Source organism: Streptosporangium sp. NPDC001559 (genome assembly GCF_042893955.1).
GTDB lineage: Bacteria > Actinomycetota > Actinomycetes > Streptosporangiales > Streptosporangiaceae > Streptosporangium.
The window spans coordinates 69,715-85,725 of record NZ_JBIAVG010000024.1; the positions used below are offsets into that span (position 1 = coordinate 69,715).

Annotated in this window: 12 protein-coding genes; 4 read left to right on the forward strand and 8 right to left on the reverse strand. The window is 70.7% G+C overall.

All coding sequences use genetic code 11. The features are described from left to right. The first annotated feature begins 118 nt into the window (after positions 1-118). The 3 genes from ACFYY8_RS37960 (at position 119) to ACFYY8_RS37970 (ending at position 3,432) form a co-directional block, all read left to right on the forward strand. On the forward strand, positions 119-1,333 hold the full coding sequence (locus ACFYY8_RS37960) for a sensor histidine kinase (protein WP_390049668.1): 1,215 nt from the start codon (positions 119-121) through the stop codon (positions 1,331-1,333). After that, positions 1,330-2,004 carry a response regulator gene (locus ACFYY8_RS37965; RefSeq protein WP_390049671.1) on the forward strand — a complete coding sequence of 225 codons (675 nt, stop codon included), beginning with the start codon at positions 1,330-1,332 and terminating at the stop codon, positions 2,002-2,004. The genes ACFYY8_RS37960 and ACFYY8_RS37965 overlap by 4 nt, the downstream gene beginning before the upstream one ends. A gap of 228 nt (positions 2,005-2,232) precedes the next feature. Further along, positions 2,233-3,432: an alpha/beta hydrolase gene (locus ACFYY8_RS37970; RefSeq protein WP_390049674.1), complete on the forward strand. Its 1,200-nt coding sequence runs from the start codon at positions 2,233-2,235 to the stop codon at positions 3,430-3,432. Between the two features lie 235 nt (positions 3,433-3,667). Here ACFYY8_RS37970 and ACFYY8_RS37975 read toward each other — a convergent pair whose 3' ends face one another. Next, complete coding sequence (locus tag ACFYY8_RS37975) at positions 3,668-4,252, reverse strand: TetR/AcrR family transcriptional regulator (RefSeq protein WP_390049676.1); 585 nt, start codon at positions 4,250-4,252, stop codon at positions 3,668-3,670. 66 nt (positions 4,253-4,318) lie between these two features. Between ACFYY8_RS37975 and ACFYY8_RS37980 the strand changes: the two genes are divergently transcribed. Further along, the gene (locus ACFYY8_RS37980) at positions 4,319-5,503 is read left to right on the forward strand and encodes an FAD-dependent monooxygenase (protein ID WP_390049678.1); all 1,185 of its coding nucleotides are present in this window, start codon (positions 4,319-4,321) and stop codon (positions 5,501-5,503) included. Positions 5,504-5,510: 7 nt separating this feature from the next. Here ACFYY8_RS37980 and ACFYY8_RS37985 read toward each other — a convergent pair whose 3' ends face one another. The 7 genes from ACFYY8_RS37985 to ACFYY8_RS38015 all read right to left on the reverse strand — a co-directional run bounded on the left by ACFYY8_RS37985 (position 5,511) and on the right by ACFYY8_RS38015 (position 15,982). Then, positions 5,511-6,728, reverse strand: coding sequence for a cytochrome P450 (locus tag ACFYY8_RS37985; protein ID WP_390049680.1), 1,218 nt, complete (start codon positions 6,726-6,728; stop codon positions 5,511-5,513). Positions 6,729-6,771: 43 nt separating this feature from the next. After that, positions 6,772-8,205, reverse strand: a complete 1,434-nt coding sequence (locus ACFYY8_RS37990; RefSeq protein WP_390049682.1) for an MFS transporter — start codon at positions 8,203-8,205, stop codon at positions 6,772-6,774. Positions 8,206-8,429: 224 nt separating this feature from the next. Further along, positions 8,430-10,220: an asparagine synthase-related protein gene (locus ACFYY8_RS37995; protein WP_390049684.1), complete on the reverse strand. Its 1,791-nt coding sequence runs from the start codon at positions 10,218-10,220 to the stop codon at positions 8,430-8,432. Positions 10,221-10,541: 321 nt separating this feature from the next. Then, complete coding sequence (locus ACFYY8_RS38000) at positions 10,542-11,519, reverse strand: ABC transporter ATP-binding protein (RefSeq protein ID WP_390049686.1); 978 nt, start codon at positions 11,517-11,519, stop codon at positions 10,542-10,544. A gap of 34 nt (positions 11,520-11,553) precedes the next feature. Then, a complete protein-coding gene (locus ACFYY8_RS38005; RefSeq protein ID WP_390049688.1) occupies positions 11,554-13,488 on the reverse strand; it encodes a dipeptide/oligopeptide/nickel ABC transporter permease/ATP-binding protein in 1,935 nt (644 codons plus the stop codon). Then, positions 13,478-14,467, reverse strand: coding sequence for an ABC transporter permease (locus tag ACFYY8_RS38010; protein WP_390049690.1), 990 nt, complete (start codon positions 14,465-14,467; stop codon positions 13,478-13,480). The genes ACFYY8_RS38005 and ACFYY8_RS38010 overlap by 11 nt, the downstream gene beginning before the upstream one ends. Positions 14,468-14,491: 24 nt before the next feature. After that, entirely contained in the window at positions 14,492-15,982 is a 1,491-nt protein-coding gene (locus tag ACFYY8_RS38015) for an ABC transporter substrate-binding protein (RefSeq protein WP_390049692.1), read from the reverse strand. Between the last annotated feature and the right edge of the window lie 29 nt (positions 15,983-16,011).

A 16,011-nucleotide genomic window follows, 5' to 3' on the forward strand; every position in this document is an offset into this window, starting at 1 on the left:
GGTGCCCGACCTGCTGACCCATACCACCTCAGCAAATGCGACATAGGGCCAACCAATAGACAAATTGGACAATAATGATCGCATGGACAAGGCCGAGCAGGGGACAGTGCGTGGAACGTTGAACACTGTACGGAAAGATCTGTTCACGCTGGCCCCGCAGCCCATGCCGCCCATGGGCGGCCCGAGGTCGCTGAGGTGGTTGCCGCATCTCGCGGTCGCCGCGATGGCGGTGTTCACGGCCGTCTCCGCTACCGAGGACATCTCGATGAGGCCCGTCGGGATGATCCACGCGGCACTGCTCGTGCCGGCGTTGCACCGGCCACTGCCGGTCTGGTGGCTGTCGCTGGTGATGTTGCCGGTTTTCTCGCTCTACCCACCTTTCGGGCCGTACACGGGATGGGCGTGGGCCGTACACGCCGGGCTGTTGTTTCTGATCGCGCTGCGTAACCGGCCACAGGTGATGGCCGAGACGGTGCTGCTGAGCGCCGCGCTGCTGCTGGGGCTGCAGGTGCTCGGCGATGGGATCGGGCCTTGGCGCTTCACGGTGATCGTGCTGGTGATGTTCGCTCTCGTCGTGGCCGCCGCGATCGGGGTGTGCGGGACGAGGGAGGTTCGCGCCCGGCTCGCGGAGCAGGAGGTGGCCTTCGCGCAGGAGCGAGCGCACCGCACCGTTCTGGAGGAACGCGCCCGCATCGCACGTGAGTTGCACGACGTGGTCGCCCACCACATGTCGGTCATCTCGATCCAGGCCGAGGCCGCCCCGTACCGGGTCGCGGACCCGCCCGGGGAACTGGTCACGGCGCTGGCCGACATCCGCCTGGGCGCCTTGGAGGGACTGACCGAGCTGCGCCGCCTCCTCGGAGTGCTGCGCTCCGAGGACCATCCCGAGGGCAACGCTCCCGAGGCTCCGCAGCCCACCCTGGAACGGATCGACGACCTGCTCAACGGCGTGCGTGCGGCCGGGCTCGACGTGAGGGCCGTGACCTCCGGGACCCGCCGCCCGCTGCCCGGGGGCGTGGAACTGTCGGCCTATCGCATCGTGCAAGAGGCCCTCAGCAACACACTGCGCCACGCCCCCGGCGCCACGGCCCGCGTCGAACTGACCTACACCCAGGCCGCCCTTCACCTGCGGATCCTCAACGGTCCCGGCCGACAGGCCGCCCGGCCCTCGCCAGGAGCCGGACATGGCGTCCTGGGTATGCGAGAACGTGCTGCGATGCTCGGCGGAGAGTTCTCCGCAGGCACAACACCCGACGGTGGCTATGAGGTGACCGCTCTGCTGCCGGCGCCCGCCGCCCCGGCTGCCATGACAGACAGGGAACAGACCGCATGACGATCCGAGTGATGATCGCCGACGACCAGGCGATGGTCCGCGAGGCCTTCTCGGTGCTTCTCGGCGCCCAGCCCGGCATCGACGTGATCGCGACCGCCGTGGACGGCCTCGAAGCAGTGACCAAAGCGGAGGAACTCCGCCCCGACGTGATCGTCATGGACGTCCGGATGCCCAGGCTGAACGGCATCGAGGCCACCCGCCAGATCACTCGGCGGACCGACCTGCCCGCCAGGATTCTGGTCCTGACCACCTTCGATCTAGACGAGTACGTGTATGAGGCGCTGCGGGCCGGCGCCAGCGGGTTCCTGCTCAAAGACGCTTCCGGAGTCCAACTGGCCGAAGCCGTACGCGTCGTGGCCGCCGGGGAGGCTCTGCTGTCCCCTGAGATCACCAAGCGGCTCATCACGGAGTTCTCACGGCTGAGCGGCTCGGCGAAGCCGTCCGCCCAGGTACGGATCGACGTACTCACCAATCGTGAGAGTGAGGTGTTGACGCTGGTCGCCCAAGGACTGTCCAACGCGGAGATCTCCGCCGAACTCGTCGTCGCCGAGCAGACCGTCAAGACCCACATGGGCAGCATCCTGCAGAAGCTCCAGCTGCGGGACCGTACCCAGGCGGCCGTCTTCGCCTACGAGACGGGCCTGGTCGTTCCCGGTCGCACCAACCTGTGATCCCAAAGTGGTGAGCAGCGTGGGCTCTGACATCTCTCACAGGCCCCCTACCTGAGAGCTACGTCAAGGAATGGCTCCGCAGCGTGAGGCCGAAGCGGGTGCCCGGTTTCTACCTTTCTTGGTGAGTTGGTTCTCGCTGCCCCGCACGTGGTTTCGAGGACTTCACAGCTCATGACAAGTCCCGTAGGCGGTGGAACCCGCCCCACACGCCATCGCAGGAGTGCAGCCTTGACCACACACAGAACCCCCGCCGCGCCGACCGGCCGGCCGGTCCGGATCCTGCGGGCCGCCTCCGCCGTCCTGGCCTCGTTCCTCGCGTTCCTGGCTCTCGCCATCGTTCTCGGCGCGTACTTTCCGACCATCCCCAAAGCGGGAGTGATCGGGCCGGTCCTGGGCGGGCAGTACCCCTTCCACGTAGCTCTGATGGCCCTCGTCGCAGCCGTCCTCGCCGCTCTGGCCTGGCGGACCGGCCTGGTGCGCTGGGGTCGCGCGGTCACCGTCATCACGGCTCTGTGCGCCTTGGGCGCGCTGGCCATCGGCGGAATCCAGTTCCGGGCCGCCCAGAACGCCGGCGTCGACATCTCTCTGAGCCAGGTGTTCACCGAACTCACCTACCCGGCGGCGAAGCCGGACGCGACCGAGACGTACGCGAGTCCCGAAGGCGAGCCACTGCGGGCGGACGTGTACCTGCCCGAGAAGACCCCGGGTAAGAAGGCCCCGGCCGTCGTGCTCGCCCACGCAGGCGGCTTCCACACCTTCGACAAGAGCGACCTGCGCGGCACCGGCCGCTGGCTCGCCGACCACGGCGTCGCCGTCTTCGCCGTCGACTACCGCCTGGCCGGTCCCGGCCGTCCCACCTGGAACAAGGCCCCTCAAGACCTCGTCTCCGCCTTGAAATGGGTGCAGAAGAACGCCGACGAGTACGACATCGACAACTCGCGGATCTCGCTCGGCGGCATGTCGGCGGGCGGCACCCTGGCGATGAACACCGCCTACCGCCTCCGCAACGGCACCATCGAGGCCGCCGACGGCACCGTCCCCAGCCCTCCGGCCTCCGTGATCGGCTTCTACCCCGGCACCGATGTCACCCGAATGTGGAAGGACGACGTGGCCGGGACCCGCGAGGCGGCGGAGATGTTCACCGGTGGTACCCCGCGGCAGTACCCGGACCGCTATCGCGAGGTGTCCCCGACCTCTGACGTTCGCGCCGGCCTGCCCCGCACCCTGCTCGTGGTCGGGGACCGCGACCGCAGCGCCCGCCCCGAAACCGTCACCGGCTTCGGGGACGCGCTCAGGAGGAAGGGTGTCCATGTCGAGGTCGAGGAACTGCCCTTCGCCGAGCACGCCTTCGACGACGCGTACGGCAGCCTCACCTCCCAGACCAGCCGACAGATCCTGCTCGATTTCCTCATCAAGGACGCACGCTAGGACCTGCCGGCCGGCCGAACCCCGCCAAAGGCCGGACCGTTGCCCACCCAGGCCGGAAACACCCCCAGAACGGCGCGAACCCCGGTTCAGGCGCGTCAGAACGACCATCCGCACCACACCGGCTCCACCAGGACCGCCAACGCGACCATTCGTTCTGATGCGATGCCGGCATATCCGCCGTCCAGGTCCGCCGCGGCACGTCGCGATCCAGAGATCCGCGCAGGTCCCCGGTTCGTCAGTCCCCGGTTCGTTCCGAACGCGGGCGGAGGCCGTCCAGCAGGACGGTGAGATAGGCGTCGGCGAGGTCCTGGGAGGGGGGCCGGGTGCGAGCGACCGCCAGGGCTGTCTGGCCGATCAGAGTCGTGGTGACGGCAGGGTCGATGTCGGTGCGAACCGTACCCTCACGGCGTGCCCCGTCGATCATTTCCTCGACGGCCCGGACGAGATCGGCGCGCAGTGCCGTGGTGGCGGGCAACTCCAGGCCGCCCAACTGGTCGTTGACGGCGTGGTGCGCCGCCTGGAAGGCGATCAGTTCACGCAGGAAGACCCGCAGGGCCCGCGTGGGCGTGGTCTCGGCGAGCAGGTCACGGGCGCGTCGCACCACCGGTTCGAGCAGGCGTGACACGGCGGCGTCCAGCAACGCGTCCTTGCCGCCGAAGGCGCGCACCACGGTCGCCGCCCCCAGGTCCGCCTTCCTGGCGATGGCCTCGACGGTGAGGGAGGCGCCGGGTTCGGCCATCAGGGCGGTGGCGGCGTCCAGGGCGAGCTGACGGTTGCGGACGGCGTCGGCTCGGCGTCGGGATCCAGCGGGCGTTGACAAATGGAATGTCCCTTCCACATAATAAATGGAACATGCATTTCATTTACTCTATCGCGGAGGAGTCCTGTGAACGAACGCATCCTGATCTCCGGCGCGAGCATCGCCGGCCTGACCCTGGCCCACTGGCTGGCCCGGTACGGCTTCAGGCCCACCGTGGTCGAGCGCGCCCCGGCACCGCGCTCCGGCGGCAACGGGGTCGACGTGCGCGGCAACGCCACCGAGGTGGCCGAGCGGATGGGCATCCTGTCGCGGATCCACGAGTTCGCCACCGACGTCCACGGCATGAAGTTCGTCGACGCCGCCGATCGGGCCGTCGCCCGGATCGACACCAGGGACCCGGCCTCCATCGAGATCATGCGCGGTGACCTGGTGACCCTGCTGCACGAGGTGACCGATGTGGAGATCCTGTTCGGTGACTCCATCCTCGGCCTGGAACAGGACGACGACGGCGTGTCGGTCACCTTCGAGCACGCCCCCGCCCGTCGCTTCGACCTCGTCGTCGGCGCCGACGGAATGCACTCTAACGTCCGCAGGCTCGTCTTCGGGCCCGAAGAGCGGTTCGTCCAGTTCAAGCACCACTACTTCGCCTTCGCCGACACCGACGCCTCGCTTGGGGAGAACCGCTGGGTGACGATGTTCAACACGCCGGGCAGGATGACCGGGATCTACCGATCCGGCAACCACCCCCAGGCCAAGGCGTACTTCATGTTCCGCTCCGCGCCGCTACGGTACGACCACCGGGACGTCGCCGAACACAAGCGCCTGATCAGCGAGGCGTTCGGGCGAGAGTCGTCCTGGCGGACCAGGGAACTGCTCGACGCGGCCCTCGCCGACCCCGACTTCTACTTCGACGCCCTGGGCCAGGTGCGGATGGCCTCCTGGTCCGACGGCCGTGTCGCCCTTGTCGGCGACGCCGCCTGGTGCGCCTCTCCCGTCTCGGGCGCGGGCGCGGAACTCGCCCTGGTCGGGGCCCACCTCCTCGCCGGGGAACTCGCCGCGTCGGGCGGCGACCACCGTGTCGCCTTCGCCCGCTACGACACGGCCCACCGCCCACTGGTCGACGCGAAGCAGCGGATCGGCCCCAACGTCCGCCTCATGGTGCCCAGGACCGAAGGCGGCCGGTGCGTCCGCGACGTCGTCGCCCGCCTGCCGCTGATGAAGGCCATCGGCGCCGTTGAGCGCCGGGCACAGGCCAGGAACGCCCGCCCCCTGCCGGAATACGCCCTTGGGCGACGCGGGAACGGCGCCTGAACCGCCCTCACCAGGTGACGGGCAGGTCGCGGACTCCGTAGAAGACCGCGTCGGGTTTGAAAGTCAGCTCCTGTGGCGGTACGGCCAGCGCCAGCGTGGGAACACGCCGGAACAGGGTGCCGAAGACGACCTGGAGTTCCACACGGGCCAGCGACTGGCCCAGGCACTGGTGGGCGCCGTAGCCGAAGGCGACGTGATGGCGGGCGTCACGGTGGACGTCGAGCACGTCGGGGTCGGGGAAGACGGCGGGATCGCGGTTGGCGGTGCTCTTCACCGCGATGACGCCCTCACCCCGGCGAATCAACTGCCCACCGATCACAAGGTCCTCGCGGGCGACACGACGGGCCTCGGTGTGGGTGATGGACAGATAACGCAGGAGTTCCTCGACGGCGCCCGCCACCCGGGCGTGGTCGGCGCCGTCGCGGATCGCGCTCAGCTGCTCCGGATGGGTCAGCAGCGCCGCCGTGCCCAGCGCGATCATGTTCGCGGTGGTGTCGTGCCCGGCCACCAGCAGGAGCTGCCCCAGTGTGGCGATCTCCCTCCGGGTCATCGCGCCGGTACGGTACTGCTCGACGGCCAGCCCGCTGAGCATGTCGTCGCCCGGCGCCGCGTTCTTCTCCTCCAGCAGCCTTTCGAGATAGACGTTCAGCTCCTCGCTGGCGGCCAGGGCGTGGGCCGGGTCGCCCTCGTCCATGACGAGCTCACCGGCCACCCGCTGGAAGAAGCCACGGTCGGCGTAGGGAACGCCCAGCAGCTCACAGATCACCAGCGAGGGAACCGGAAGGGCGAACGCCTCCATCAAGTCGGCCGGGTTCGGCCCGGCGAGCAGGTCGTCGACGAGATCGTCGACGATCCGCTGAATCGTGGGCCGCAGCGCCTCCATCTTCTTGACCGTGAAGTCCGCGGTCAGCCGACGCCGGTGAACGATGTGCTCCGGCGCGTCCATCTGCATCAGCGTCTTCATCCGCGCGTCACGCGCCTTGCTCACCGCGTTGGTGTGCGGAAAGCCAGGCTCGGCGACGTCGACGCTGACCCGCGGATCGGCGAGCAGCGCGCGTACGTCGGCGTGGCGGGTGACCATCCACGCGCCGCTGCCGTCCCAGAGCCGCACGCGCGAAACCGGACTCAGCTCGCCACGGCGGCTCAACTCCGGAGGCGGATCAAAAGGGCAGCCCATCGCACGGGCCATCGGGAACGTCGGCGTCTCGGACAGGTCGTCGGGCATGGCGTCTCCATCGGGTCGTACACGGACATGGTCGAGCCGCGGTTCAGCTCGCATCGGTGGGCGGGACGGATCGCGGAGCGGACCGATCGGCCGGTGCCGAACGGCTGAGGCGAGCCGCCGTATGGGCGGTGACGGCGCCGACCGCGCAGACGGCCGCGCATCCGAACAGCATGTAGCGGGCCGAGTCGAGCACCGAGGCGCCGCCCAGGTTGACCAGGACCCCGGCGACCGCCGTACCGAACGCGATCGACAGGCTCGTCACCGTGGCGATCGCGGCCGCCGCCCGGCCGCCTTCCTCCGGATCCCGGGTGCTGGACATCACCGCCACCGACAGGTGCGGATAGGCCAGCCCGATACCGGCACCGGCGACGAACAACACCGGCACCCACACGAGGACCAGCCAGACCGGCGAGTCCTGCCGCTGCAGCAGCCCCTGGACGAGGAGACCGGACGCCAGCAGCAGCGGGCCCGCGACACGCGACCGGAGAACCGTGCGTTCCCTGACCGCCGAGGAGCTGACGATCTGGGCCGCCGACCACCCAAGTGAGATGGCCGCGCCGAAGAACCCCGCCGCGGCCGGGACCAGCCCGCCCAGCCGCTGTCCGAACAGCGGCAGGAACGACTCGACCGCGACGCCGAAGGCCAGCAACGCCAGGGTCAGATACAGCCACTTCAGCGGCGAACCCGGCCGGTAGGCGGCGTACGGGAAGACCCGCGGCTCACCGCGCCGCTCACGAGCGACGAACGCGGCCACCAGCAGTAGCGCGACCGCGACACCGGCCGCCATGGCCAGGGGGCCGGGCAACACCCCGGCCACGCTGACCGCGGCGGTGGCAGCCGTGACCAGCAACAACGACACGACCGGGACCGGCGCCCCGGCTCCACCCCGCTCACCGGCGGGCAGCACCCGGCGCACGAACGAGGCGCACACCGCCGCGATCACCGCCATCGTCACGAATGCCAGCCGCCACCCGCCGAACTGGGCGAACAGCCCGCCAAGCGCAGGGCCGACGAAGTTGCCCACGCCGTACATCGCCGACATCAGCGCGTTGCCCCGCGTCCACAACCGCCTCGGCAGGGCGGATCGGACAACGGCGAAACCCAGCCCGGACAGCAGCCCCGCCCCCAGTCCCTGAACACCGCGACCGGCCAGCAACACCGGCATCGCCGGACTCACCGCACAGGCCAGCGAACCCACCAGGAACACGGTGAAGCCGAGCAGGTAGGCACCGACGTTGCCCCAGCGGGTCAGGAGACGGCTGACCAGCATCGTCGCGACCACCATCGCGACGAGGTAGATCGTCATGTTCCACGCGTAGAAGCCGGCGCCGCCGACCTCGGACACCGCGGTCGGCAGCAGGCTTGAGGCCAGGTAGATGTTGACCGCGCCGACGAGCACCCCCGCGGCCAGCACGATCGCGGCACCGGCGTGCTCCGGGCCCAGCAGTTCCCGCCACGAGGGCGGCACGCTCGTCACGCCGTCACCCTCGTCCCACCGGGTACGGCACGCCTCACGGGGCCGTGACCACTCAGGTCCTCGACGAGAGTTCGTTCTCTGTCGCAAACACTCATGACATCAAGGCTGTCGTTGAACGAATCCCGGAGGCTTCCGTCCCCTGCCACCCGCTCCGGCCAGCGGACGACCCGTGAGAACCCTCAAACCGGGGGAGAGCCCGCACGCCGGCCGGTCACGGCGACATGTCAAGCGATGTGTCCTGTCGTCGGTCGGCGGCCCGCCTGATCCGAGGCGCGCAGCCAGATCTCGCAGCCCAGTGTCTGCACGAGGGGATAGAGCGGATCGAGCCGGGGATGCGTGCGCGACAGGACGTCGCGCAGGACGGTGGCGTCGATCAGGCCCAGCCGGGCCAGCGCGCTGTCGCCGAACACCTCCAGCAGCTCTCCGCCGTGACGGCGCATCCCGGCGTACCACTCGGCGGCGTACTTGCCCTTGGTGGAGCGACTCAGCAGCGATTCGGGCACCACGGAGCGCATCGCCGCGGTCAGTACCGGTTTGTAGCGGCCCGGGACGCTGCGCTGGTCGGTGCGGATCGACAGCACGGCGGCGATGACGGCGTCGTCCAGGATCGGAGCGGCGTGCGGCAGGCCTATGGCCGTGGCGGCCTGGTCGATCTGCCGGAGCCCGTCGCCACCGAGACGCGCGTTGTACAGGGTGGTGTGCTGGCCGCGCAGCGGCGACAGCGGCTCCGGCCGCTGCGCGGCCAACTGCCGGAGAAGGTCGCGTACGGCGTGCAGGGCGTGCTCGGTGGCCCAGCACGGCATCGGCGCGGTCGGCCCCCAGCCGGGGGAGAACACCTTGGCGGCCCTCCCGGGCGACACGGTCGTGACCGGGCCGTCGACGGTCAGGTCGGTGGCGAGGCGGTTCAGCCAGGCGGGGAACCCCGTGCGGTCGGCCAGCTGGGCCAGCCGCCGCCACAACGGTTGCCCGCCTCCGGCGGGCTGGGCGCGCAACCGGGTGAACGCCTGCCATGGCCGGGTCCGGAACAGGTCGTGCAGGTAGTGGGGTCGAGCGGCGAACAGTTCGTCACCACCGCCCCCGATGAGGTGCAGGCGCGACCCTTCGCCCGTCATCCGCTCGGCCACCTCGCGCATGAGCGCCCAGTCGCGGACCCATCCGTGTGGCTCGTCGGTCGGCGGGGGAGAGCCGTTCGCCTCGGCGAACCACAGCGGCAGCAGGCCGGGTTCGAAGACGAGGTGGCGCGCGTGTGGCAGTGCCGCGGCGGCCTTGCCCGCCCACCCTCTGTCGTCGTTGGCCGCGTCCATCGGGACGCGATGGGCGGTGACGAGCCGAGCGGGACCGTCGGCGGCCAGGAAACACAGGCTGGTGGAGTCGAGGCCTCCGGACAGGTCCGCGCTGACGGTCCCACCGGCCGCGGTGATGGAGCCGACGGCGGCGCGCAGTGCCTCGCGCACCGGCGCGGCTCCCTCCTCAGCGCTCAGCACCGGCTCGGGTACCCGCCACCAGCACCGGCTCCGGGCTCCGCCGTCACCGTCGATCAGCAGGCAGTCCCCCGGGTCGAGGCGGTGCACACCATGCCATATGGGCAGCTCGTACAACCGGTACACCGGCACCGGCAGCAGCCGCGCGGCCATGACGCGTTCGTCGATCCCGGCCCCGGTCACGGCCGCGAGGACGTCGGCCCGGCTGCAGGCGACCGTGACGCCGGCCAGACGCGTGTGGAAGACCTGCCGGACCGCCGAGGCGCTGCCCCGCACCCGCACCCGGCCGCCGATCGAGGCCACCAGGTGGAAGCTGCCGGCCACGCCGTCCACCAGCCGCTCGACGTCGTCGACGCCCCGCACCCGGCCGAGCCGTCTGGTCAGCTCGGCCTGGTCGATCGCACCGCGGCCGATGACCGCGGCCCGTGACCGCCCCGCGCTCGCCACCACGACGGTGTCCGGGCTCCAGCGACCCAGCAGCCACGGTCGGCCGGAGGCGTGGCGGACCGTCGTCGTGGCCCGCGAGCCGATCATTCGTGCCGCGTCCAGCGCCGGCTCACCGTCGCCGAGGGCCGCGAACCACTCCTCAACCGGTACCGGCCGCCTCGTCTTCCTCTCGGACCCGGCCCTCGGAACCGGGCGTGGCGGATTCCATGCCAGTGACCTCCTTCGACGGTGTCCCGTGAACGGCGGGGCGGGGGCCCGGGGCGGATCCCCGCGTGAATCCTTCACCCACCTTCAGGAGTTACGTAAGGTAGTCGATTGGATACTTTTGGCTACCTCGCCTGAGGGGCGGATGATGCCGTGGTCCTTCGGGAACCGCGTTGGGCCGGTCTCCCGTACGGCCCGGCGGGCTCAGCCGCCACCGAAGAGGCAGGCCACCGGGTGCCCGGCGCCGCGTTCGGTCAGCTCGGGGAAACGCTCGGCGCAGGCGTCCACCGCGTGCGGGCAGCGGGAGCGGAACGCGCAACCGCTCGGCGGGTTCATCGGGCTCGGCGGGTCACCGCGCAGGATGATCCGCTCGCCCCGGTGGTGGGGGTCGGGCACCGGCGCCGCCGACAGCAGGGCGCGCGTGTAGGGGTGCGCGGGCCGTTCGAAGATCTCGGGCGCCGTGCCGGTCTCCACGATCCTCCCCAGATACATGACCGCGACGCGGTGCGAGATGTGCCGCACCACGGCCAGGTCGTGCGCGATGAAGACGTAGGCCAGCCCGAAGTCGCGTTGCAGCTGCCTTAGCAGGTTGATGACCTGGGCCTGGATCGACACGTCCAGCGCGGAGACCGGTTCGTCGCACACCAGGACGTCGGGGCGGAGCGCGAGCGCGCGGGCGATGCCGATGCGCTGGCGCTGCCCGCCGGAGAACTGGTGCGGGTAGCGGTCGATGTGCTCGGGGTTGAGACCGACCGTCCGCAGCAGTTCCCGCACCCGGCCGCGCCGGTCGTCGGGCGCCGCGTCACGGTGCACCGTGAACGGCTCCGCGATGATCTGGCCGACCGTCATCCGGGGGTCCAGCGACGAGTACGGATCCTGGAAGACGATCTGCACCTTGCGGCGCAGGTCGCGCAGTCCGCGCCCGTCCAGCGTCGCGATGTCGGCGCCCCGGTACCGGATGTGCCCGCCGGTCGGCTGCTCCAGCCGGATGAGCAGCTTCGCGAGCGTCGACTTGCCGCACCCGGACTCTCCGACGACTCCCAGTGTCTCCCCGGCCCGAAGCTCGAAGGACACGCCGTCGACGGCCTTGACCACCCCGGCCTGTCGTCTGACGACGTGCCCCCGCCGTACCGGGTAGTGCTTGGTCAGGTCCTCGACCGTCAGCAGTTCCTCGCCGGTCATGACGCGCTCCGGCGGAAGCCGTACGGGTGGGAGGTCATCGGCGTGGTGTCCTTTCGGCGGTCAGGTGCAGGCAGGCGGCGAGGTGCCCGGCGGACACCGGGCGCAGGCCGGGCTCGCTCTCGGCGCACTCGGCGGTACGGCTCGCGCAGCGGGGGGCGAACGCGCAGCCGGACGGCAGCGCGGTCATCGTCGGCGGGGAGCCGGGGATGGCCCACAGCTCCTCCTCGGCGGGCCGGTCCAGGCGGGGGACCGACTCCAGAAGGCCGCGGGTGTACGGCATGGCGGGACGGTCGAAGACGTCCGCGGCGGTGCCGGTCTCCACCAGGCGGCCCGCGTACATCACCGCGATCCGGTCCGCCACCTCGGCCACGATGCCCAGGTCGTGGGTGATCAGCAGGATCGCCGCCCCGGTGCGTTCCCGTACGGCCCGCAGCGCCGCGAGCACCTGCGCCTGCACGGTCACGTCCAGCGCGGTGGTCGGCTCGTCGGCGATGATGAGGTCCGGGTCGTTGGCGATGGCCATGGCGATCACCACCCGCTGACGCATCCCGCCGGAGAACTGGTGCGGGTAGTCGCGCAGCCGGTTGCGGGCGTCGGGCACTCCGACGATGTCCAGGAGTTCGGCGGCCCGGTGGCGGGCGGCGGCCCAGGAGCCTCCCTGGTGCACCCGCACGGCCTCCGCCACCTGGTCGCCGATCGTGTGCACCGGGCTGAGCGAGGACATCGGGTCCTGGAAGACCATCGCGACGCGCCGCCCGCGCAGCCGCCGGAACCGGGACTCGGCCAGCCCGACGAGCTCCTGACCGGCCAGGCGGATGGAGCCGCTGACGGTCGCGGCCGGCGGCAGCAGCCCCATGATCGCGGCGGCACTGACCGACTTGCCCGAACCGGACTCCCCGACCAGGCCGACCACCTCGCCCCGGCGCAGGTCCAGGTCGAGGTGGCGGACCGCGGGCACGTCGTCCCCGGGGGCGGCGAAGACCACGCTCAGGTCCCGGACGGACAGCAGCACGTCGTCGGGGATCACGTCGGTGCGCTCGACCGGCCGGGCCAGGTACCGGCGCCTGCGCGGCCCCCTGGTCTGCGCCGGGTCCAGCGCGTCGCGCAGCCCGTCCCCGATGAAGTTGATCGACAGGGCGATCAGCAGGATGACCACGCCGGGGGAGTAGAACAGCCAGGGCCGGGTGCCCACCGCGGACTGGGCGTTGGCGACCAGGAGGCCGAGCGAGGTGTCCGGCGGCTGGACGCCGAAGCCGATGAACGACAGCGCGGTCTCGGCGAGGATCGCGCCGGCGACCAGGACCGTCACCGAAACGATGATCGGTCCCGCGATGTTGGGCAGGATGTGCGAGACCATGATCCGGGTGTTGGAGGCGCCGAGCGCGCGGGCGGCGGCGACGAACTCGCGTTCCCGCAGGCCCAGCACGACCCCCCGGACGACCCGGGCGACCGTGGTCCACATCAGGGCGGCGAGCACCGCGGCGATGAGGAACCAGCCGCTCTCCCCGGCGAAGTTGTGCCCGAGTACGGCGGCGACCGCGATCGTCGGGACGGTGAGGAACAGGTCGACGACCCGCATCAGCAGCGCGTCGGCGCGGCCCCGGTGGAACCCGGCGACGACGCCGACCAGGGTGCCGATCAGCGCCGCGCCCAGGGCCACGCTCAGCGCGATGAGCAGCGACTGCTGGGTGCCGCGCATCACCTGGGCCAGCAGGTCGTGGCCGAGCGAGTCGGTGCCCAGCGGGTGGGCGGCCGACGGCGGCCGGGAGTTGTCCGGGGTGATCTGGTCGTATCCGTAGTGCCACAGCGACGGCCCGACGAAGGCGAACAACGCCACGAGTGTGAGTACGGCGAGCGCCGCGACGGCCGGCCGGTGCCGTAGGAAACGGGCGGCGACGGTGCGCCACCGGCCCGGCTCAGTGGCGATCACAGCGGGGGGCAAGGGTGCCGGTGAGGAGTCAGCGGACATGACGGATCCTCGGGTCGAGGGCGGCGTACAGGATGTCGGCCACCAGGTTGAACACCATCACCGCCAGAGCCGCCACGAGCAGCCAGGCCATGACGGCGTTGACGTCCCGCGCGTTGATGGACGACAGCAGGTAGTCGCCCATGCCCCGCCACTGGAAGACCGTCTCGGTGATCACCGCGCCGGCGAAGACCGCGGTGAAGTCCAGTGCGATGACCGTGATCAGCGGGGTGAGCGCGGTGCGCAGCGCGTACTTGCGCAGCACCGTGCGCCGGGGCAGCCCCTTGGCGGTGGCCAGCCTGACGTAGTCGCTGTTGAGGACTTCGAGCATGGACGAGCGCTGGAAGCGGCTCCACACCGCGAAGTGGATCAGCACCAGGGTGACGGTCGGCAGGATCATGTGCCCGGCGATGTCGGCCAGCTGCGCCAGGAGGGTCGGCGGCGGCGGCACCGACCTGTCGCCGATCATGTAGAAGGTGTCCGTACCGGTCGCCCGGTTGAACTGGATGCCACCCTGCTTGAGGAGGATCGCCAGCCAGAACGACGGCATCGCGAGGAACAGGAACCCGGCCGAGGTGAACAGGTGGTCCAGCCAGGAGTACTGGCGGACCGCGCTGACGACCCCGACCAGGATCGCCAGCACGGCCGCCACCAGCATCGCGACGAGCACGAAGCGCATGGTCACGCCAAGGCGTGTACCGATCTCCACGGCGATGGAGGCGTTACGGTTGACCGACGGCCCGAAGTCGCCTCGCACGACCCCGGTCAGCCAGTGCCAGTACCGCTCCAGCACGGGGTGGTTCAGCCCGAGCCGTACCTCCTCGGCGGCGATCGTCTCCGGAGGGACCGGCGGCTGACGCTCCCGCAGCTCGGTCAGCGGGTCACCCGACCCGGCGACCGTGAGGAAGATGAGGAACGTCGACACGAGCAGCACCGGGACGGCGACCAGCAGCCGCCTCAGGGCGAAGCCCAGGATCTCCATGGCAATCTCCGTGCCCGTCGTCCGTCAGTCCTCGCCGCCGGCGATCCTGCGGATGCGGCCCCAGTGCCAGAACGGGACCCGGAAGTCGATCTGGTCGGCCCATCCGAAGTACGCGTCGCTGCGCAGCAGGTAGATGCAGTACCAGAAGAGCGGGACCACGCTGACGTCGCGTGCCCACACCTCCTGCAGCCGCCGGTAGTGCGCGACCCGTTCCCGCCGGTCGACGGTCGCCCTGGCCGCGGCGTAGCAGGCGTCGGCCTCCGGGTTCGACAGCTTCAGATGGTTGCGCTGACCGCCGGTGGACAGCCTGCTCGCGGTGATGTCCGGGTCGGGCATCATGTTGCCGCCGCTGATCGTCAGGTCGAAGTCCCCCTCCCCGGAGATCTGGCGGCTCCACGTCTCGGAGTCGAGGCCGCCGTGCTCGACGCGGATGCCGACCGCCGCGAGGTCCTCGGCGACACTGGCCGCCAGGCCGCCGTGCCCGTCGAAGGTGGCCATGTAGTACAGCCGGAGCGACATCCGCCAGCCGTCCGCGTCACGCGGGTAACCGGCCTCGTCGAGCAGTTTCTCGGCCTGGGCGGCGTCGTGCCCGACCGCGGTCACGTCCTCGGCCACGGCGAAGCTGCTGCCGGGGAAGAAGTTCGCCCACGGCTCCGACCAGCCGGGTTCGGCGAAGCGGCGCAGCCGTTCACGGTCGACGGCGTGGGCGAGCGCCAGCCGCAGCCTGCGGTCCGACCAGCGTTCCTGGCGGTAGTTGAAGCCGAGCAGCGCGATGCCGGGGCCGCGCTCGCGGTACACCTCGGCGTGTTCCGCGCCCTCGGCCAGCGGCAGCCGCTTCATCGTCAGCACGTCCTGCGGCGCGTAGTGCGCCCGGCCGTCCGCGATCATCCGGACGCACTCGTCGAGGTCGGGTTCGATGAGCAGGGTGACCCGGTCGACACCGGCGGGCGGGCCCCAGTAGCCGTCCCACCGTTCGAGGACGATCCGCTCCCCGGGGACGTGTTCGGCGAATCGGAACGGTCCAGAGCCGACGGGGCGCTGGTTGTGCGGGTTGTCGGCCCAGTCGGTGCCCTCGTAGAGGTGCTTGGGCAGCACGTGGGTGGCGGCGAAGTTGCCGAGCTGGGTGAGGAACGCGGCGTTGGGCTCGTGCAGGACATACTCCACCAGGTGGTCGCCGAGCACCGTGATGTCCGCGATGCCGTGCAGGAACGAGGCGGCGTGATACCCGTTGGCCAGCGCGGTGAGGTGGGTGTAGGCGACGTCGTGCGCGGTGACCGGACGGCCGTCGTGCCAGCGGGCGTGCCGGTTGAGCGTGAACCGCCAGCGCTGCCCGCCGTCCAGGCACTCCCAGTGCTCGGCCAGGTCCGGGTAGGACGCCGCGCCGCCGACCTCGGTGACGACCAGGCGGCTGTAGACGTTGTTGGCGACGAAGTAGCCCGCGCCTCCGACGACGTTGCGGTACGACTCGTTGATCTCGGTCGCGTCCACGGGTACGACGACGATGTACTCGTCCAAGTCCCTTTTCCTCTCCTTCGTGAAATGCC